The 18,565-nt window shown below is 68.9% G+C and carries 23 protein-coding genes; 6 read left to right on the forward strand and 17 right to left on the reverse strand.

Annotated elements, in window-relative coordinates; translation table 11 throughout:
• Nucleotides 1-20: 20 nt before the first annotated feature.
• Entirely contained in the window at nt 21-551 is a 531-nt protein-coding gene (locus tag ACZ6ZD_RS20805; protein WP_465674466.1) for a hypothetical protein, read from the forward strand.
• Here the strand turns inward: ACZ6ZD_RS20805 and ACZ6ZD_RS20810 are convergent.
• Nucleotides 548-1,672 carry a serine hydrolase domain-containing protein gene (locus tag ACZ6ZD_RS20810; RefSeq protein ID WP_465674468.1) on the reverse strand — a complete coding sequence of 375 codons (1,125 nt, stop codon included), beginning with the start codon at nt 1,670-1,672 and terminating at the stop codon, nt 548-550. The genes ACZ6ZD_RS20805 and ACZ6ZD_RS20810 overlap by 4 nt on opposite strands.
• A 247-nt stretch (nt 1,673-1,919) precedes the next feature.
• Here ACZ6ZD_RS20810 and ACZ6ZD_RS20815 point away from each other — a divergent pair, with 247 nt between their 5' ends.
• Nucleotides 1,920-2,528, forward strand: coding sequence for a hypothetical protein (locus ACZ6ZD_RS20815; RefSeq protein ID WP_465674470.1), 609 nt, complete (start codon nt 1,920-1,922; stop codon nt 2,526-2,528).
• On the opposite strand, the gene ACZ6ZD_RS20820 is transcribed toward ACZ6ZD_RS20815, so the two are convergent.
• The 6 genes from ACZ6ZD_RS20820 to ACZ6ZD_RS20845 all read right to left on the reverse strand — a co-directional run bounded on the left by ACZ6ZD_RS20820 (nt 2,510) and on the right by ACZ6ZD_RS20845 (nt 7,767).
• Entirely contained in the window at nt 2,510-3,085 is a 576-nt protein-coding gene (locus ACZ6ZD_RS20820) for a GNAT family N-acetyltransferase (protein WP_465674472.1), read from the reverse strand. The genes ACZ6ZD_RS20815 and ACZ6ZD_RS20820 overlap by 19 nt on opposite strands.
• Nucleotides 3,082-3,480 carry a DUF5130 family protein gene (locus ACZ6ZD_RS20825; protein ID WP_171671250.1) on the reverse strand — a complete coding sequence of 133 codons (399 nt, stop codon included), beginning with the start codon at nt 3,478-3,480 and terminating at the stop codon, nt 3,082-3,084. Before ACZ6ZD_RS20825 ends, ACZ6ZD_RS20820 begins: the two co-directional genes overlap by 4 nt.
• Entirely contained in the window at nt 3,467-3,748 is a 282-nt protein-coding gene (ctaJ, locus tag ACZ6ZD_RS20830) for an aa3-type cytochrome oxidase subunit CtaJ (protein WP_465674474.1), read from the reverse strand. The genes ACZ6ZD_RS20825 and ctaJ overlap by 14 nt, the downstream gene beginning before the upstream one ends.
• Before the next feature lie 102 nt (nt 3,749-3,850).
• Complete coding sequence (locus ACZ6ZD_RS20835; protein WP_465674476.1) at nt 3,851-4,459, reverse strand: lytic polysaccharide monooxygenase auxiliary activity family 9 protein; 609 nt, start codon at nt 4,457-4,459, stop codon at nt 3,851-3,853.
• Nucleotides 4,460-4,600: 141 nt separating this feature from the next.
• Nucleotides 4,601-6,718, reverse strand: a complete 2,118-nt coding sequence (malQ, locus tag ACZ6ZD_RS20840) for a 4-alpha-glucanotransferase (protein ID WP_465674478.1) — start codon at nt 6,716-6,718, stop codon at nt 4,601-4,603.
• A 50-nt stretch (nt 6,719-6,768) separates the two neighbouring features.
• Complete coding sequence (locus ACZ6ZD_RS20845; RefSeq protein ID WP_465674480.1) at nt 6,769-7,767, reverse strand: hypothetical protein; 999 nt, start codon at nt 7,765-7,767, stop codon at nt 6,769-6,771.
• 102 nt (nt 7,768-7,869) lie between these two features.
• On the opposite strand from ACZ6ZD_RS20845, the gene ACZ6ZD_RS20850 reads away from it, so the two are divergent.
• On the forward strand, nt 7,870-8,592 hold the full coding sequence (locus tag ACZ6ZD_RS20850; RefSeq protein ID WP_465674482.1) for a mechanosensitive ion channel family protein: 723 nt from the start codon (nt 7,870-7,872) through the stop codon (nt 8,590-8,592).
• A 59-nt stretch (nt 8,593-8,651) separates the two neighbouring features.
• Here the strand turns inward: ACZ6ZD_RS20850 and ACZ6ZD_RS20855 are convergent, their stop codons facing one another.
• From ACZ6ZD_RS20855 to ACZ6ZD_RS20870, 4 genes are read right to left on the reverse strand one after another with little or no spacing between them, the layout of a single operon-like run.
• Nucleotides 8,652-9,080, reverse strand: a complete 429-nt coding sequence (locus ACZ6ZD_RS20855; protein WP_465674484.1) for an OsmC family protein — start codon at nt 9,078-9,080, stop codon at nt 8,652-8,654.
• Between the two features lie 21 nt (nt 9,081-9,101).
• The gene (locus ACZ6ZD_RS20860) at nt 9,102-9,521 is read right to left on the reverse strand and encodes a globin (protein ID WP_465674486.1); all 420 of its coding nucleotides are present in this window, start codon (nt 9,519-9,521) and stop codon (nt 9,102-9,104) included.
• Nucleotides 9,522-9,536: 15 nt separating this feature from the next.
• Nucleotides 9,537-9,953 carry an acyl-CoA thioesterase gene (locus ACZ6ZD_RS20865; RefSeq protein WP_465674488.1) on the reverse strand — a complete coding sequence of 139 codons (417 nt, stop codon included), beginning with the start codon at nt 9,951-9,953 and terminating at the stop codon, nt 9,537-9,539.
• The gene (locus ACZ6ZD_RS20870) at nt 9,950-10,375 is read right to left on the reverse strand and encodes an acyl-CoA thioesterase (RefSeq protein ID WP_465674490.1); all 426 of its coding nucleotides are present in this window, start codon (nt 10,373-10,375) and stop codon (nt 9,950-9,952) included. Before ACZ6ZD_RS20870 ends, ACZ6ZD_RS20865 begins: the two co-directional genes overlap by 4 nt.
• 92 nt (nt 10,376-10,467) lie before the next feature.
• Here ACZ6ZD_RS20870 and ACZ6ZD_RS20875 point away from each other — a divergent pair, with 92 nt between their 5' ends.
• Nucleotides 10,468-11,223 carry an SDR family oxidoreductase gene (locus ACZ6ZD_RS20875; RefSeq protein WP_465674492.1) on the forward strand — a complete coding sequence of 252 codons (756 nt, stop codon included), beginning with the start codon at nt 10,468-10,470 and terminating at the stop codon, nt 11,221-11,223.
• Nucleotides 11,224-11,233: 10 nt separating this feature from the next.
• Entirely contained in the window at nt 11,234-11,689 is a 456-nt protein-coding gene (locus tag ACZ6ZD_RS20880; RefSeq protein ID WP_465674493.1) for a MaoC family dehydratase, read from the forward strand.
• Here the strand turns inward: ACZ6ZD_RS20880 and ACZ6ZD_RS20885 are convergent.
• The 3 genes from ACZ6ZD_RS20885 to ACZ6ZD_RS20895 form a co-directional block, all read right to left on the reverse strand.
• Complete coding sequence (locus ACZ6ZD_RS20885) at nt 11,686-12,570, reverse strand: GNAT family N-acetyltransferase (RefSeq protein WP_465674495.1); 885 nt, start codon at nt 12,568-12,570, stop codon at nt 11,686-11,688. The genes ACZ6ZD_RS20880 and ACZ6ZD_RS20885 overlap by 4 nt on opposite strands.
• 100 nt (nt 12,571-12,670) lie before the next feature.
• The gene (locus ACZ6ZD_RS20890) at nt 12,671-13,570 is read right to left on the reverse strand and encodes a GNAT family N-acetyltransferase (protein WP_465674497.1); all 900 of its coding nucleotides are present in this window, start codon (nt 13,568-13,570) and stop codon (nt 12,671-12,673) included.
• A gap of 205 nt (nt 13,571-13,775) precedes the next feature.
• The gene (locus ACZ6ZD_RS20895; protein WP_465674499.1) at nt 13,776-14,747 is read right to left on the reverse strand and encodes a helix-turn-helix transcriptional regulator; all 972 of its coding nucleotides are present in this window, start codon (nt 14,745-14,747) and stop codon (nt 13,776-13,778) included.
• Nucleotides 14,748-14,800: 53 nt separating this feature from the next.
• Between ACZ6ZD_RS20895 and ACZ6ZD_RS20900 the strand changes: the two genes are divergently transcribed.
• Complete coding sequence (locus tag ACZ6ZD_RS20900) at nt 14,801-15,367, forward strand: TIGR03086 family metal-binding protein (protein WP_465674501.1); 567 nt, start codon at nt 14,801-14,803, stop codon at nt 15,365-15,367.
• Here the strand turns inward: ACZ6ZD_RS20900 and ACZ6ZD_RS20905 are convergent.
• From ACZ6ZD_RS20905 to ACZ6ZD_RS20915, 3 genes are read right to left on the reverse strand one after another with little or no spacing between them, the layout of a single operon-like run.
• Nucleotides 15,364-16,119 (reverse strand): SDR family oxidoreductase, encoded by a 756-nt coding sequence (locus tag ACZ6ZD_RS20905; RefSeq protein ID WP_465674503.1) that lies wholly within the window; start codon nt 16,117-16,119, stop codon nt 15,364-15,366. The genes ACZ6ZD_RS20900 and ACZ6ZD_RS20905 overlap by 4 nt on opposite strands.
• Nucleotides 16,119-17,339 (reverse strand): acetyl-CoA C-acetyltransferase, encoded by a 1,221-nt coding sequence (locus tag ACZ6ZD_RS20910; protein WP_465674505.1) that lies wholly within the window; start codon nt 17,337-17,339, stop codon nt 16,119-16,121. The genes ACZ6ZD_RS20905 and ACZ6ZD_RS20910 overlap by 1 nt, the downstream gene beginning before the upstream one ends.
• A gap of 15 nt (nt 17,340-17,354) precedes the next feature.
• The gene (locus ACZ6ZD_RS20915) at nt 17,355-18,500 is read right to left on the reverse strand and encodes an acyl-CoA dehydrogenase family protein (RefSeq protein ID WP_465674506.1); all 1,146 of its coding nucleotides are present in this window, start codon (nt 18,498-18,500) and stop codon (nt 17,355-17,357) included.
• Nucleotides 18,501-18,565 lie beyond the last annotated feature (65 nt).

An 18,565-nucleotide genomic window follows, 5' to 3' on the forward strand; every position in this document is an offset into this window, starting at 1 on the left:
GCCGGGGTAGAACAGAGGGGATGCCTGCCTCTGACCCCGCCCTGGCCGGTGCGGCAGCTGTTGCGCTGACCGGACTCGCCGAGGCGTACCGCCCACGCCCGATCACTCCCCTGCTCCCCTGGCGCGACCCGCACCGCCTGGTGAAGCCCTACATCATCACGGCCCGCGGCCGACAGTGGGACGACCACATGGTCGCTCTAGCCCGCACCACTGCGAGCCGCCAGCTCGACTTCGACGACGCGATGGGCGCTGTCGGCCTGGCCGTCGTCGTACTGCACCTGGGCGACGACGGGATCTACCTGGTCGTGCAGAGCTGGTCCAAGGACTTCCAGTCCCGGCTCAGCGTGTTCAGCGGGTACGACGTCGACGACCTCCGCCCCGCGCCACTCGGCGCCGCACCGTGCGTCTGGGAGCTGGAGGTGCTCAGCCACGAGCGCGCCGCGTACGTCGAGCACATCCTCAGCAACAGCGTCGACGTGGACGCTTGGCTGGAGGACGCGCTCGACACGCGCCCCCAGCCGAAGCTCGACGGCATCCCGTCCGGGGTCTAGCGGCAGAGCTGGTCGTCGATCAGCTTGCTGGCCGCGTTCTCCTGGGCGAAGACGGACTCCGGGGAGTCGAAGAGCTGTGACGACATGGACACCACGACGCTGCGCTTGCCGTCCGCTGTGACCGCAGTACGGGTCCGGAAGCCGATCTGGTCGCCGCTGGGCATCCAGATCGTGCCGCCACACGGGAGCGAGCGGGAGAACACACCCAGGCCGTAGCGTGCGTCTGGCCACAGCTCGGCGCTGGTGCCGGTGACGGGCACTGTGGTCTTCAGCTCGCGCAGCTGGGCTGGTCTGAGCAGCTTGCCGTCGAAGATGGACCGGACGATTCGGTCCAGGTCCTTCAGGGTGGAGATGTAGCCACCGGACGCGTCCGCGTCGATCAGCTCGGTGGTGTCGGTGTACACGCCGGGAGTGAAGCGGGTGTACGAGTGGGCGTGTGGACCGGCGATGCGTGGGTTCGTCCGCGGGAAATAGGTGTCCCGCAGGCCCAACGGCCGAACGATGCGTCGGTCGACCTCCTCGTGCCAGGTTCGACCGGTGACCGCCTTGATGACCAGACCGACCAGGTCGTACCCGGTGTTGGAGTAGTCGAAGCGTTCGCCGGGCTGGGACCCCGGCGGGTGGCTGAGCCCCGCCTTCACGATCTCCTCTTCGGTGTGGACGCGGTAGCGGCGTTCGTAGTACTCCTCTGCGCTCTCGATGCTGGGGAAGTTGCCGTCGTAGATACCGGCCGTGTGGTGGAGCAGCTGGCGGATGGTGATCTTGTGGCCGTTGTAGCCGTTGCCCTGAACCAGGCCGGGCAGGTACTTCTCGACCGGGTCCTCCAGCCGCATGCGGCGCTCGGCCACCAGCTGGAGCACCACAGTCCCGACCAGGACCTTGTTGGTGCTGCCGATCCGGAAGCGACCGTCCGGGCGCGGAGCGTGGCCGCCGAGCACCGAAACACCACTCACAGCGGTGCGAGGGCCGTGCGGAGTCGTCGACCGTGCCAGCACACCGGTCACTCCGGTGGCCGTAATCGCGTCGGCGTCCTTCTGCAGCGTGGACCGGCCGGCCTGGGCAGTCAGCGGCGCAGCCAGCGCGGCCAGCGTCAGTACGGCGGCGAATAGCTGTTTTCTCATGCCTCGACGTTCTCAGCGTGCTTTTACCGCCACCATCGCCTCCGGACCCGGACAGTGGTAGCGCGAACGCGACCTGTAGGGATCAAACGATTGCTGGTCGGCACAGCGTGAGAAGTCGTACACAGACCGCGATTCCCTTGTACAGAAGGAGATTCTCACCACCTGAGCGGGGCTCACTTCGGCGGCACTTCCGTCTAGGCTGAAAGCTGAGGAGAAGTACAAGGGAGTCCGGGGAGGGGCCCTTGCCGTGACATCACATCGCCGTAAGCGAAAACCGCAACGGTCGCGCAGCGCGATCGGAGCCGCCGTCGTGGCTGCGGCCGCGATGACGGCCGCGTTCGCATTCATTCTGACCAGAGGGGCCCCGGCCGCGTCGGACAACACCGCGCTGGACGCCGCGCCGAGCGAGACGCCGGCCACCTCGACCACACCGAGCGCGCACCCGAGCGTTGCGACGAAGGCCGACCGGAAGCCACCAGCCAGCCGCTCCGCCGCCAAGGCGACCACTACCTCGGCCGCGCCGGTGAACACAGGTCCGGAGTCGCCAGGGTTCAAGGCCGGGCAGTGGATCGTCGTCCTGGAGAAGTACACGGCTGACGGCGGTCTGGACGCCGGGCGGCTCGCGAAGGCGACCGCGACGAAGATCACCCGCGCCGGCGTGCCGGCAAAGGCGATGCTGGTGAACGGCCAGTACCCCGGCTTCGCGAACAGCAGCGGCGAGCCGGTGCTCGATACGTGGGTCGTCTACCTAGGGCCAGGGCCGTCGTCCACGGAGATGCTCAACTTCTGCGCGGCGCCCAGGACGCAGCGGGCCTACAAGAGCCCGGCCTGCCCGACCTACGAACCGGCTGGCTGATCCGTCGCCAGCCGGGCGTGCAGGTGCGAGTCGTGCCGCTCACCGGTCGGCTCGACGTAGTAGTCGCGCATCGTGCCCTCCAGCTGGAAGCCGGCGCGCAGAGCGACGCGGCAGGAGCCTTCGTTCACCAGTGCGTGGTCGAGGGAGATGCGGTGCAGGTTGAGGCCGTCAGGCGCGAACGCCCAGCGCACGGCGGCGTCCAGCGCACGGGAGGCGATCGCTCGGCCGCGCGCGGCCGGGTTCACCCAGTACGCCGCGACCGCCTGGTCGGGCACGCGGTGCACATCGCGCAGTGCGACGTTGCCGAGGACGTAGTCCGTCGTCCGGTCCGCAATCGCGAAGATCGCGTTCCCCTGGGCCCAGGCATCCAGACGCGGCCGTAGCCAGCGACCAGCCCGCCGTCCCGCGGGGGTGCGGATCACCGCAGTCCCCGCGGTCCAGCGCAGTACGTCAGGGTCCCGCAGCGCCTCCGCGACCGCGTCCTCGTCGGACGCCACGAACGGACGGAGTACGACGTCGTCCAGCTCGATGCGGTGCGGCTGCAGGGCCCGGGTCACTGCTTGTGGGGCTCGTTGGCGTGCAGCAACGGCGCCTGGTGCGCATTCGCGCCAAGCTGCTGCACACCGGTCACCAGACCGCCGGTGAGGTCGCCGGTGGCGAAAGAGGTCTGCATCGTCAGCGCAGCCAGACCGGCCGCGGTGTCCGACAGCTGGCGCTTCGCCTCGGCGCCGGTGACGATCTCGAGCCGGCGGCCCGCCGGGTCGACGTAGACCAGCACGGTGTGGTCCGGGTCGTCGAGCTCGTTCAGCAGCTCCTGAGCGAACGGCCGGGTCTCGGAGTCCGCACCGCCGACGTACACCGAGAAGTGCAGACCGGACGCCACCTCGGCGTTGCGGACCGCGCGCTCGATGTCGAAGAGCTGATCGGGCGTGAACGCGTCACCAACTGGCACTTGCGCCTCCGGTCGTACGGGCGACGCCGGCACCGGCGGTCGCGGGGGCGCTGGACGCGCCGGGCAGCTCCGGCAGGCTCGCCGGGTCGGGCTTGGTCGCGACCGGTCCGTTGATCCAGACCGGCGGCGCCCACCAGGACAGGCCCGGCCGGTACCGCGGCCCGCTCGCGATCGACGACGCGAACACCAGCAGCGTCACCACCGCGATGACGAGGACAGGAATGCCGACGAACACCCACAACGTGTGGCCGGCCAACTGAGGAGTCACAGCCCGCAGCCTAGTACTCCGGCGCCGCCGCGCACCGCCCAGGGCCCGGCACACTCCTTGAAATGAGGGCGGTCATTTCAAGGAGAGCCGGGCCCGGAAGGATCAGAAGTTGACGTCGGAGCACTGGTAGAACGCGTTGGTCGTGTCACTGATCGACCAGACCGCGAGAATCACGTGGTGCCCGGACTTGCCGCCCGGCAGGGTGCCGCGGTGCGTGACGTTGTTCGAGGGACGGCCGTTGCCGGGCACGTTCAGGAACGGCGTCAACTCGAGCGCGCCGCGCGTCAGCGGCGCGTTCCGGTTCCAGTTGTTCTTGGTGATGTAGTACTTGAAGTCCGCCGTCGCGTGCGGCGCGGTCAAGTACCACTTGAACTCGTACGACGCACCTGAGGACAAGTTCGTCCGCGGCCAGTCGCCGCCGTTGGGCGTCTTGGCGCCGTTCAGCTGATTGAACTGGCCCAGACCGGCCGAGCAGAGCTGACCGTCGGCAGGTCCCGAGCCGGGAAAGCCCTTCGGGCCTTCCACGCTCTGCGGCTCCCACTGGATGTTGCCGCAGTTCGAGACGGCGCCGCTCTGACAGTTCTTGGCCCGGCTGACCGGATTCGTCGTGTACCCGTGGCCGTAGGCCAGGGGGGCGGTGAACAGGGTGCTGGTGAGGGCCAGGGCGCCGACGGCGACACCGGCCATGGTGATCTTGCGGGAACGCAGCATGCGGAAACTCCTTCAACTGTGGGGGCGGTGACAGTGAAGGAAGGCGCCTTCGTATTGACCAATAGAAAACAAGCTTTCAAATCTATTGTCAACAGCGAGTTAGCGGAAAATTACGGAAAGCTAGATCGTTTCTCTCGATCACTAGATCGTTAATGCGCCGATCAATCGGCGCAGCCGGAGATTGTTCGGCAGGTCCTCGATCAGGACGGGTTCGCCGTCCGGGCCGCCGAGCGGCACGCGCCAGTTCGGGTATTCGTCCGTCGTGCCCGGCTGGTTCTGGGTCCGGCGTTCGCCGACGGCGTCCGTCAGTGCGACGCCGACCAGCTTGGCCGGCGTGTGCGCGACGTACTGGTGCAGGGCCTCGACGATGCGCTCGACGTCGCCGTCGATGTAGCTGAGCAGGTGCCGCTCGCGTAGCGCGTCCAGCCAGGCGTCCCGGTCGGCCTCGTCGACGGCCAGCTCTTCTGCCACCGGACGCGTCAGCAAGCCGAGGCGGTTGCGTAGCTCGACGTGGTCGCCGGCGAGATAGCCAGCGGTCGGTGGGAGGTCGTGTGTGGTGACTGTGGCCAGGCAGAGCTCTCGCCAGCGCTCCGGCGCCAGCGGCTTGCCATCCGCATCACGCTCGAACCACAGCACCGACGTACCGAGGACGCCGCGCTCGGTCAGGTAGTCACGCACCCACGGCTCGACAGTGCCGAGGTCTTCACCCACGACAGTGACTCCGGCGCGGGTGGCCTCCAGAACCAGGATGCCGATCAGCGCCTCGTGGTCGTAGCGGACATACGTCCCCTCGGTCGGCCGGTCCGGTGCGGTCACCCACCAGAGCCGGAACATGCCGAGGATGTGGTCGATCCGCAGCCCACCGCCGTGACGCATGACGGCGCGAACCAGGTCCCGCCAGGCGGCGTACCCGGTCTCAGCCAGCGCGTTCGGCCGCCACGGCGGCTGCGACCAGTCCTGCCCCTGCTGGTTGAAGGCGTCCGGCGGCGCACCGACGTGGATGCCGGACGCGAGCACGTGCTGCAGCGCCCATGCGTCCGCGCCGTCCGGGTGTACGCCGACAGCGAGGTCGTGGACGATGCCCAGCGACATACCGGCCGCCTTCGCCCGCGCCTGCGTCCGGCCGAGCTGCTCGTCCAGCTGCCACTGCAGCCAGCAGTGGAACTCGACGGCGTCCGGGTTGTCGTTCCGGAAGGCGACCACCGCCGGACTGGTCGGCTCCTGCAGCTCCTCGGGCCACTTGCTCCACTCCGGCCCGTGGACGTCGGCAATCGCCGCCCAGGTCGCGAAGTCGATCAGCCCCTGGCTCTCGCGATCGCAGTACGCGCCGTACTCCGCGATGCGGCCGATCGAGGGCCGGACGCCGAACAGCAGCTGCAACGCCTCACGCTTCGTCGCCCAGACCGTGTCGCGGTCCAGCGCGTTCGAGTCTTCACTCAGCGCGCGGGCCTGCAGGCTCAGCGTGCGGACGCGGTCCCGCTCGGCCGGTGCGAGGTCGCCGTACTCGTCGATGTCCTCGATGCGCAGGTAGATCGGGTTCGCGAACCGGCGGGACGCGGGCAGGTACGGCGACGGCTCCATCCGGCCGGCCAGCTCCGCCGCGTGCAGCGGGTTGATCAGGACGTACCCGGCGCCCAGGTCGTTCGCGGACCATGCTGCGAGGTCGGCCAGGTCATGCAGGTCACCGATCCCCCAAGAACGCCGCGAGCGGACGGAGTACAGCTGGAGCACCCAGCCCCACGTCCGCTGCAGCTTCTCCGGCTCCAGCTTGGCCGGAGTGACGATGAGCGTGCTGACCGAGATCTCCGGGTTGGTACCGATCCGGGCGCACAACCGGTGGTAACCGAGCGGCAGGTCGCCTGGCAGCTGGAACGTCGCCTCACCGACCTGGACGCCGTCGACCCACTCAGGCTCGACCCAGTGCTCCTGCTGCGGGATGTCCCGACGCTGACCGCCGTCCTCCAGGTCCACCCACACCTCGGCCGTGGAGCCGTGCGGCAGATGGACGGCGAACCACGGCGTCCATCCAGCTCGCATCACCACAGTCGGCGGTAGCGTCCGGCGCCAGCGCGCCTCCTGGTGCTCATCGAGTGCCAGCGCGGCCTTCTCCGGCGTCGACGCGTCAACACCGAGTGCTGCGAGCACTGCGGACACGACCTCGGTCGAGACGATCACATGCTCGCCTTGCCAGTTCCAGTACTCCGTCGCCACACCATGGGCAACCGCAAGCTCGACAAGGGCCGGGGTGGGAGCAGTCACCTCAGCGAGTCTGCCGTATTCCGGCCCCTGGCGGGTAACGCAGCGCCGTGTCAGTCAGCCACCCGTCGCCGACTCAGCAGCAGCACGGCGAACAGCAGCGCCACACTGGCCACGACCAGCCCGATCGCCACGCCTGCGACGTTGTCGGTGAGCTGGTAGAGCGCAGTCGGCCAGATGACCAGCAGAATCGAGCAACCGACCACGGCGTACGCCGAAGCCCGCCGTAACCCGTAGGCGACCAGCAGCGCCGCCGGGCCGGCGGTACCGACCGCCAGCGCCATGATCTCGCCGCGCTCCTGGATCAGCCAGCAGATCGACGAGCTGAACATCGCGGCCCCGGCCAGCGACCAGGCGGTCACCTGGTCCCGGACCAGGCCGAGCATGGCCAGCACGAACGCAACCAGGATGAACCCCGTCCCGGCGATACCGGCGCTGTTCGTCCCGGAGCCGTCCGACGGCGTCAGCACGTCCGAGGTGAGCACCAGGACCCCGACGGCCAGGATGCCGAACGTTGCTACCAGCAACGATGAGCCGGCGAGCCGCCAGAGCCCCACCACGGCCAGCGCGAGGGCAAGCCCGACACCGACGAGTCGGCCGGTCTCCCCCTCGATGGCGACGTACGCCGCGAAACCGGCCACACAGCAGCCGAGCGACGCCAGCGCCGAGGCAAGTGTCTCCCGGCGCTTCAGCAGCGCCAGGACGACCGCAGAACCGAGTAGAGCGACCGCTGCGCTGGCCCCGGTGCTGATGCGGGCCGCACGGCCCATCTCACCCCAGTTGGCCAGCGTCAGGAGCGCCACAGCGCCCAGCAGCAACGCACCGCCGATGTAGCCGAGCACCTCGACCAGAGCGTTGGTGTGCGTCGCGGCCGGCGGAGTCCGCGGTTTCACCGGCGGCGCGGGCGGGGGCTCCGGCCGCTTCCGGCCCGGGTCCGCGAGTGCGGCGTCCACCTCGGCGTCGGCTGCCTCGCGCAGCGCGTCGGCCTGGTACTGGCGCAGCACGCCCGCGCTTACGAGCCTGAGCAGCTCGTCGTCCAGCCGGCTGGCCATGCGTCCGTCTCCCTTGTCACTCTTCGGGCCCCGTGATCCTCTTCGCGGAGCTCGCTATCATCGGGCGGCGAGATGCCTATTCTGACCAGTTACCTTGTGTCCATGATCGGTCACCCCCTGCTTTCCCTGCCGGAGGCGTTCCCAACCTTCTTCCGGATGGGTAACGACGGCAAGCTGGAAGTGACCGACAACATCGTCATGGTGCCGGCCCGGATCGCCGGCCTGATCATCGGTTTCTTCGTGCTGCGCTGGGTGCTGCACAAGGTGATCCGGCGGTTCGCCCGGAAGACCGGGAACGGCGCCGTCGCCGGCGTGCTGGCCAAATCGCGCCTCGGTCAGGACTTCGTCGAGAACACCCTGGCCACCGAGCGCCGGGCCCAGCGGGCCGAGACGATCGGCTCGCTGCTGTGCAGCGCGGTGACGATCATCCTGACCGCGGTCCTGGTGGTGATGGTGCTGGCCGAGCTCGGCTTCAACATCCTGCCGGTGATCGCGTCCGCGAGCATCATCGGCGTCGCCCTCGGCTTCGGCGCCCAGACCCTGGTCAAGGACTTCCTGGCCGGCGTCTTCATGATCTTCGAGGACCAGTACGGCGTCGGCGACCTGATCGACATGGAGAAGGCGACCGGCACCGTGGTCGCCGTCGGCCTGCGGATCACCACGCTGCGCGGCGAGGACGGCACCACCTGGTACGTCCGCAACGGCGAGGTGCTCCGGGTCGGCAACCTGACCACCCGCGACCCGGCCAGCACCGGTTCCTCCGGTGTCGGCAGCGGCACCGAGAAGGCCGAGGAGCCGCACGAGCCCGCGCCCGCCGCGGAGTAGCGGACAGACAGCGGCGCCCCGGTCGCGGTGACCGGGGCGCCGTCGTACGTCGGGGTGGTTCAGGCGGTGAAGGTGACGTCCAGCGTGATCGTGGTGCCGGCCAGCGCCTGCGAGACCGGGCAGTTCTTCTTCGCGCCCTCGGCGAACTCCGCGAACTCGTCGGCGGTCAGGCCCGGGACCTTGCCGTTGACGGACAGCTTGATGCCGGTGATGCCCTCACCCGGCTGGAACGTGACGTCGGCCGTGGTGTCCAGGGCCTCCGGAGCGTTCCCGGCGCCGGTCAGCGCGTGCGACAGCGCCATCGAGAAGCAGGACGCGTGCGCGGCGGCGATCAGCTCCTCCGGGCTGGTCTTGCCGTTCGCGTCGTTCGCGCGGGACGCCCAGGACACGTCGTAGGTACCGACACCGGACGACTCCAGGCTGACCTGCCCGGCGCCCTCGATCAGCGAACCTTCCCAGTGCGCCTTGGCCGTACGAATGGTTGCCATGCTCGTGCTGTCTCCTCAGACTCAGTGGCCGGACACGTCGATCGCGCCCGGGTACTGCGGTTCGTCGGTGTTCACCATGCTGTGGGCGGCCATCACCATGTACTTCCAGATCTCCTCGTCCCGGTCGGGACTCAGGGCGATCTCGTCCAGCGCGGCGCGCATGTGACCGAGCCAGCTGTCCCGGGCGCTCGGAGTGACCGGGAACGGCGCGTGCCGCATCCGCAGCCGGGGGTGGCCCCGCTGCTCGGAGTACGTGCGCGGACCGCCCCAGTACTGCTCCAGGAACATCCGGAACCGCACCTCGGCCGGACCGAGGTCCTCCTCGGGGTACATCGCCCGCAGCTCGGGGTCGGCGGCGACGCCGCGGTAGAACGCCGCAACCAGCCGGTGGAAGGTCTCGGCGCCGCCGACGGCGTCGTAGAAGCTCTGTGGCTCACTCATATCGAGACCAGTGTCTCAAGTCGTCCGGATATTCCGGAGCAGGGCTGCCCGTTCGGCGTCGTACAGCTCCCGCTTGGCGTGCGTCTCGCCGTCCACGGCCACGATGACCGACGTCGCGTTCGCGTAGACGTCCGCACCGCCGGTACTACGGTCGACGATCGAGGAGCCGATCGTGTACGACGTCCGTCCGACCGCCTCGATCCACACGTCGACGTCGTACGGCTGCGGGCGCAGGACGATCGGACGCAGGTAGTCGAGCGTCTGACTGACCAGCACGCAGGGGTAGTCGTCGAAGTACTGCCGGCTTCCGACGACGGTGCTCAGGAAGGCGATCCGGGCCTCCTGGAGGTAGTCGAAGTACCGGACGTTGTTGACGTGCTCGTAGGAGTCGATGTCCGACCAGCGGACGGCGATCGGGTAGCTGAAGGTCATGCGCCCACCAGCCCGGCCAGCACCGCGCGCTCCTCGGGAGTGATCCGGCGCAGGCGGTTCGCGGCGAAGTCGAACGGGACCAGCCGGGACCGGGCCTGCACGTAGACCCGCCGCTCCGGCTCCAGGTCGACGATCTCGTAGTCGATGGTGAACGACGCGGCTTTGATCTCGCTGATCCACAGCTCGATCCGGACCGGCTCGGGCCGGTAGTGCAGCGGCGCCCGGTACTGGACCTCGTACCGGGAGACCACCAGCCCGGTCTCCAGCGTGTCCACTCCGGCCTGTGACGCGGTCGCGAAGATGAACTCCACCCGCGCGTCCTGGAGGTAGTCGACGTACCGGCCGTTGTTCACGTGGCCGAGCGCGTCCATGTCCCCCCACCGCAGCTGACACTGATAGACGTGCCGGTTGTGATGATCCACACCACGATCATTACATCCGGGGGACTTCCGGTGTGACACAGCGTCGGTAGTGTCATCCCAGGCAGTCATAAACCGACGGGTAGGGAGTAGCGATGACCGAGCAGCGGGTGGCGATCGTGACCGGGGCAGCCCGGGGAATCGGCGCGGCCGTCGCGCTCCGGCTCGCGAAGGACGGGAACGCGGTCGCCGTCCTCGACCTGGACGAAGGCGCCTGCGCGGACACCGTGAAGGCGATCACCGAGGCCGGCGGCAAGGCCGTCGCCATCGGCGCCGACGTGAGCAAGGCCGACCAGGTGGCCGCTGCGGTCGAGCGAGTGGTCGCTGAGCTCGGTGCGCCGACCATCCTGATCAACAACGCCGGAGTCCTCCGCGACAACCTGCTGTTCAAGATGTCCGAGGACGACTGGGACACGGTGATGTCGGTACATCTCAAGGGCAGCTTCCTGATGTCGAAGGCCGTCCAGGCGCACATGGTCGAGGCCGGCTACGGGCGGCTGGTCTTCCTGTCCTCCACCTCCGCGCTCGGTAACCGCGGCCAGGCGAACTACGCCTCCGCGAAGGCCGGTCTGCAGGGCCTGGCCAAGACGCTGGCGATCGAGCTGGGCAAGTTCGGCGTCACCGCGAACGCCATCGCGCCGGGGTTCATCGAGACCGATATGACGGCGGCCACGGCGGCCCGCGTCGGTGTCGACTTCGAGGAGTTCAAGAAGGCGACCGCCGCGTCGATCCCGGTCCAGCGCACCGGGACGCCGGACGACATCGCCGCCGCGGCCTCGTTCTTCGCGAGCGCGGAGGCCGGTTTCGTCTCCGGCCAGGTCCTGTACGTCGCCGGCGGACCGCGGAACTGAGGAGCGAACGATGACGAAGTCCTTCACCGGCGTCGACGAGGTCGTGGCCGCCGTCGGCGCCACGCTCGGCGAGAGCGAGTGGCTGGAGATCACCCAGGAGCAGGTGAACCAGTTCGCCGACGCGACCGGCGACCACCAGTGGATCCACGTGGACGTCGAGCGCGCCGCGGCCGGCCCGTACGGCGGCACGATCGCGCACGGCTATCTGACGCTGAGCCTGATCGCGCGCTTCGGCGAGGAGCTGTTCGCGGTTTCCGGCGTCACCGCGAAACTCAACTACGGCGTCAACAAGGTCCGCTTCCCCACGCCGGTCCCGGTCGGTTCCCGGGTCCGCGCCGGCGCCTCGATCGCGGGCACCGCCGAAACCCCGGCCGGCGTCCAGGTCTCGCTGAACTGGGTGATCGAGCTGGAGGGCTCCACGAAACCGGCCTGTGTGGCGGAGACCGTCGTCCTGCTGGTCCCCTAGAGGTCGCGGACCAGGACGGAATGGGTGGCGACGCGGTAGTAGCCGAGCCACTCGTTCACGGCGAGCATCGGGAGATTGCCGTCGTAGTTGGCCGTGTAGCAGCTCTGCACGCCGGCTTCGGCGGCCCGGTGCAGCGCGGCGGCTTTGACCAGCTTGGCCAATCCACGCCCCCGGTACTCCGGCATCGTGGCGGTCATCTTGGACCACAGCCGCTCGCGGTCCCCCAAGGCGAGTGTGAAGCCGATGACCTCGCCGTCCAGCACCGCGGCCAGCCCGAGGTCGAGCACCACCGACGGTGAACGCCACATGGTCTGCAGCCAGTCCTCGTACGGCTGGGAGGTGATCTTCGCGTCACCGGGTTTGGTGCGCTGGGCAACCTCGTTGGCGGCGTACAGATCGCGCGGCGGGACGTCGTTCAGCGCGATCAGCTCGACACCGGTCGGCAGGCCGGGGCGGTCCGGCGCCTTACGCGGGTCGATCCCCGCGTAGTGGACCTGTCTGGTCCGGCGGTAACCCCAGCGCGCCGCCCATTCGGCCGCCGACGGCTCGGCGAAGATGCGGGCGCTGGTCGCGCCGACGCGGCGAAACTCCTCGTGCACGGCGTCGAGCAGCTGGGTGCCGATGCCGCGGCGCCGGTACTCGGGCCGGACGAGAATGCGGAACTCCCCCGCCAGCGGTTCGGATCCCGGGGTCAGCGCGGTACTTGCCCAGGCCACCACTTCACCGTCGTCGACCACGGTGTACGTCACGTGCCCGGGCGTCGGCCGCGCCGTGAGCCGGCGGCTCAGATCGCCTGCGGTGACTACCAGATACGGAACTTGCGCGTCGTGGAACGCCAGTGCGGATTCCAGATCTCCTGGCTCGGCAGCCCTGATCTCCATGAGAACTCCTTCACCGAAGTCCTCGGAAGATAACCCGTGCCCCCGGCAAAACCGGAGAGATCGTCACGTTACAGGTCGATCTCAGCACCCCCCGTCACGCTCAGAGGGAGCGCAGCAACACGTGTTCCGTCTGCACGCGGCGGTAACCGAGCCAGTTGTTCACGGCAAGCATCGGCCCGTTCTCGTCGTCGTTCGACGTGTACGCCGACGTGACTCCGGCGGCCGCGCAACGACGCAGCGCGACCGACTTCACCAGCTTGGCCAGGCCGAGCCCCCGGTACTCCGGGATCGTGCCGGTCATCCCGGACCAGGCCCGGTCGCCGTCGGTCTCGACCGCGGTGAAACCCGCGACGCGGTCACCGGCCATCGCCGCGACGCTCAGCGACTTGTCCAGACCCGGCGCGTTCCAGACCTCGCCCAGCCAGTCGTCGTAGTCGACCGCGTCGATCGGCGAATCGCCCGGCTCGTCGAGGGATGCCGCGGTGTCGGCCTCGAAGGCCTGCCGCGGGTCGAGCTGGTCGATCGCGACGAGCTCGATGCCGGCCGGCGTCGGCGGCTGCTCGGGCAGCGTGCCGGTCTCGACGCCGGCGAAGTGCATCTGCCGCGTGCCGTCGTAGCCGCGGCTGCGCGCGAACTCCAGACCGTCGGTCTGGGCGAAGGCGCGGACGCGCTTGGCGCCGATCTCGGTCAGATGCTGGTGCAACCGATCGGAGAGGCTGCTGCCGATCCCCTGGTTACGTGCGTCGTGGTGCACGTAGATGGAGATGTTGCCCTGGCCTGCCTCGCTGGTCCAGGTGTTCAGCCCGCCGGAGCCCCAGGCGACCAGCTCGCCGTCCTGTTCGGCCACCAGAGCGCAGAAACGCTCGGCCGGCGGCGACACCGTGATCATGTGCCGCGCGGCGGCGACCGAGAGAACCTTGTACCCGTAGACGGTGCGGCGCAGCGCCGCGACCCTCTCCGCGTCGTCGGCCGTCGCTGGCCGGATCTGCGCCCCTGTCATGCCCGGACCCTAGCGACGCGGGCTCCGCCTCGCCACGGAATTACGAACGCAACGTGATCGCAACCGGTGTGCGCGGACTGTGATTCGGTCGTGGGACCCCGGGGTATTAGAGTGATCCGGTGCTGTAGGACTGACGCCCCGACCGCCGGAAGCGCCATCGTGCTGGGACACGACGTGGTCACCGGCGGCGGGGAGTCCGCAGTAGTCAGCTGTAGAGCGCGACGGTCTGTCTCGCCAGCTCCAGCAGCCGGGCCCGCAGGTCGGCCGGCTCCAGTACCTCGGTGTCTGCGCCAAAGGCCAGCAGGACGCCGCACGCCGCCTCACGCACCCGGAAGTCGAGCCGCAGATGCGGCCAGTCGTCGTCCGTCGGCACCTCCTCGACGACGGTGCCCTTGGCAAGCATCGGCGTCGCGATGCGCCGCAACAGCTCGGCCCGCTCCGGCCGGACCCGCACCTCGACGCACACCCCTTCAGGCGCTTGCTGCTCCAAGCTGGACCGCAGCCGCTCCCACTCCGCCCGCACGTCCAAGCCTTCGGGCCGCACCGCCGCCTCTTCCAACACATCCGCTTGCTGCACCCGCGACACCCGGTACATCCGCGCAGTGCCCCGGTGCGCGGCCACCAGGTACCAGCGCCCGGCCTGCTCGACCAGACCCCACGGATCGACCGTACGGCGCTGTAGCCCTTGACTGGCCGACGCATAGCGCAACCGCACGCGTCGCTGCGTCACCACTGCCTGCCGCAGCACTGGCAGTGCGCCGTGGTCCTCCGCATCGGCGAACCAGCGCCGCCTGTCCACCACAATCGAGCCAGACAACGCCTCTGCGTCGTCCTGCAGCTCTGCAGGCAGTGTGGCCGCCAGCTTCCCCATAGCGCTCTTCAGCGCGCCCTGAAGCCCCAGCTCGTCAGACATCGCGGACCGCCCAGACCAGGCGAACAGCGCCTGCGCCTCCCGGGCCGTCAACCCACTGACATCAGCCCGGTACCCCGGCAGCAGCACGCATCCGCCGTTCCGCCCGCGTTCGGCGTACACAGGCACTCCGGCCGCCGACAGCGCCTCCATGTCCCGGACGACGGTCCGCCGCGAGACCTCCAGTCGCTCCGCCAACTCACCCGCGCTGATCCGGCCGCGGCGCTGGAGCAACAAGATGATCTGCAACAACCGGTCCGCTCGCATGGTTTCAGAATATGCGACAGAAGATGTCGCATATTCAGCGCGAAGGTAGGGATATGACGATCGCTGATCCCCGACCGATGCTCATTCGCGCGCTCGACCAGACCGAACACCTGATGTCCGCCGTCGGACCGGACGACCTTGCGCGCCCGACGCCCTGTGCGGAGTACGACGTCCGGACGTTGCTCGGGCACCTGCTGACTGTGGTGGGGCGGATCGACCTCGCCCTGAGCGGCGCCGACCCGCTGGTCCTGCCTCAGGTCACGACGAGCGACGACGTCCTCGGCACGTGGCAGGAGCGCCGCGCGAAACTCGCGGTGACGCTCGCCGACGACGGTGTCCTGACTCAGACCTGCACTGTCCCCTGGGGAACGGTTCCGGGCGCGGCTGCGGCCGCAGGCTACGTCGGTGAGCTCACCATGCACGCCTGGGACCTGGCCACGGCTCTGGGCCGACGGGAACAACTCGACGACGAGCTGGCGCGCTACGTACTCCCACTGATGCAGCGGGCTCTGCCGGATCAGCCTCGCGGTGAGCCGATCCCGTTCGGCCCGGTCGTACCGGTCGCCGACGACGCGTCGCCGTACGACCGGTTGGCCGCTTGGGAGGGCCGACAGCCTTAACCGACGATGCCGCCCTTGAGGGTGAGGCCCCCGTCGATGGTGATGGTCTGCCCGGTGATCCAGGACGCCTCGTCGGACAGCAGGAACCAGACCAGTGAGGCGACGTCCTCCGGACGGCCGAGGCGGGCCAGCGGGTACGTCCCGGCGACCTCCTCCTCCCGGCCTTCGTAGAGGGCTCCGGCGAACTTGGTCTTCACCACCGCCGGGGCCACCGCGTTGACCCGGATCTCGGGCGAGAGCTCCAGCGCGAGCTCGGCCGTGACCCGCGACAGCATCGCCTTGGTCGCGCCGTACCAGCCGATCCCCGGCGACGGGGCCTGGCCGGCCAGGGACGACACGTTCACGACGGCGCCGCCGTGGTTGCCCATCCAGGCATTCCGGCAGGCCTTCACCCAGGAGATCGTGGCCAGCACGTTCGTGTCGACCATCTTGGCCGCGACACCGGCCTCGACGTCCAGCAGGTCGCCGTAGATCGGGTTGATGCCGGTGTTGTTCACCAGCAGATCGAGCGATCCGTACGTCGCCACCGCGGCCGCCACCACAGCGCCGCGGTGAGCGCCGTCGGCGGCGTTCCCGGCGATCCCGAGCGCATGCGGTCGGCCGCCCAGCTTCTGAACGGCCTCGTCGAGGGCATCTTGTTTGCGGCCGGTGATGACGACCTGTGCGCCGTCCGCGACCAGCCGCTGGGCGATCGCGAACCCGATGCCGCGGGAGGCTCCGGTGACGATCGCCGTCCGGTTCTGCAGGCTCATCAGCTGAGGCGCTCCAGAACGATCGCCATCCCCTGACCGCCGCCGACGCACATGGTCTCCAGGCCGAACTGCTTGTCCTCGAACTGAAGCCCGTTCACCAGGGTGGTCATGATCCGCGCGCCGGTCGAGCCGAACGGGTGGCCGAGCGCGATCGCGCCGCCGTGCACGTTCAGCTTGTCCTCGTCGATGCCGAGCTCCCGCGCCGAGCCGATCACCTGGACCGCGAAGGCCTCGTTGATCTCGACCAGGTCGATGTCGCCGATACTCATCCCGGCGCGGGCCAGCGCCTGCTTCGACGCCTCGACCGGCCCGAGCCCCATGATCTCCGGTGACAGACCGCTGACGCCGGTCGACACGATCCGCGCCAGCGGCGTCAGACCGAGCTCGCGCGCCTTGGTGTCGCTCATGATCACGACCGCGGCCGCGCCGTCGTTCAACGGGCAGCAGTTGCCGGCGGTGACCGTGCCGTCGGGCCGGAAGACCGGCTTCAGACCGCTCACGCCCGCCAGCGTGGTGCCCGCGCGCGGCCCGTCGTCCTTGCTGACGACCGTGCCGTCCGGCAGCGTCACCGGGACGATCTCGCGCTCGAAGAAGCCGTTGTTGATCGCCTTCTCGGCCAGGTTCTGCGAGCGGACGCCGAACGCGTCCTGGTCGGCGCGGGTGATCCCCTTGAGCGTCGCGACGTTCTCCGCGGTCTGACCCATCGAGATGTAGATGTCCGGCAGGTAGCCGTCCTGCCGCGGGTCGTGCCAGGTCTCGTTGGTCTCGGCGTACTTCGCCGTCCGCGCGACCGCGTCGGTGAACTGCTCGTTGAACGAGCTCGGGTCGCCGACCCCGGCGGAGCCGAAGTTCTTGTACCGCGAGACGCACTCGACGCCGGCGCTGACGAAGATGTCGCCCTCACCGGCCTTGATCGCGTGGAAGGCCATCCGCGCGGTCTGCGTCGAGGACGCGCAGAACCGGTTGATCGTGGTGGCGGGCGCGTTGTCCCAGCCCAGCTGCACCGCGACCCGGCGGGCCATGTTGCCGCCGTGCTCGTCGTGCGGCTCGGCGCACCCGAGCATCAGGTCCTCGATCTGGTCGCCGGTCAGACCGATCTTGTCGGTCGCCGCCTTGATCATCTGCACGGCCAGGTCGTCCGGCCGGATCGTGGTCAGCGAACCCTTGTTCGCGCGGCCGATCGGCGAGCGGGCCGTCGAGACGATGACTGCTTCAGGCATTTCGCGGTTCCCCTTCTACAGGCCCAGGTCGCGGCCGATGAGTTCCTTCATGATCTCGTTCGATCCCGCCCAGATCTTGGTGACGCGCGCGTCGCGCCAGGCGCGGGCCACCCGGTACTCGTTCATGTAGCCGTAGCCGCCGTGCAGCTGGACGCAGGCGTCGAGCACCTCGTTCTGCACGTGCGCGCTCCACCACTTGGTCTTGGCCGCGTCGACCGCGGTCAGCCGGTTCTCGCCGTGCGCGACCACGCCGTTGTCGACGTACGCCTGGGTGACCTCGACCTTGGTGACCAGCTCGGCGATCAGGAACTTGTTGTACTGGAACGAGCCGACCGGCTGGCCGAAGGCCTTGCGCTGTTTCACGTACTCGATCGTCTCGTCGAGGATCTGCGCGGCGTGCGCGATATTCGAGACCGCGGCGCCGATCCGCTCCTGGGCGAGCCGCTCCATCATGTGGATGAAACCGCGGTCCAGCTCGCCGAGAACGTTGTCATCGGCAACGAAGAGGTCCTCGAAGAACAGCTCCGAGGTACCGGACTCGGTCTGCCCGACCTTGTCCAGCTTGCGGCCGCGGGCGAACCCTTCCATCCCTTCCTCGACGACGAACAGCGTGATGCCCTTCGCGCCCTTCTCCGGGTCGGTCCGGGCGGCGACGATGACGAGATCGGCCATGTCGCCGTTGGTGATGAAGGTCTTGGAGCCGTTCAGCACCCAGCCGCCGTCGGCCTTCTTCGCGGTCGTCTTCAGCGCGGCGAGGTCCGACCCGCCGGACGGCTCGGTCATCCCGATCGCGGCGACGTACTCACCGGAGCAGAACTTGGGCAGCCAGCGCTGCTTCTGCTCCTCGGTGCCGAGGTCGACGAAGTACGGCGCGGCGCAGTCGTAGTGGATGCCGAAACAGCTCGACAGCGCGGCGGAGACCTTCGAGACCTCCTCGGCGAAGACCTGGTTGAACCGGTAGTCGCCGACGCTGGAGCCGCCGTACTCCTCGGGGACGTCGAGGCCGAGGAAGCCCTGCTTACCGGCCTCCAGCCAGGCGGCCCGCTCGATCGTCTTCTCCTCGAGGAACTGCTCCATCCGCGGCACCAGCGACCGGTCGCAGTACTCCTTGGCACTGGCCCGGAAGGCGTGGTGGTCCTCGTTGAAGATGACGCGTTCCATCAGTGCCCTCCACGGTGCGAGATTTGCTGGCTAAGCGCTTGCTTAGCTTCACGCGTTTGGTGCAG

Source organism: Kribbella sp. NPDC104218 (assembly GCF_055584105.1).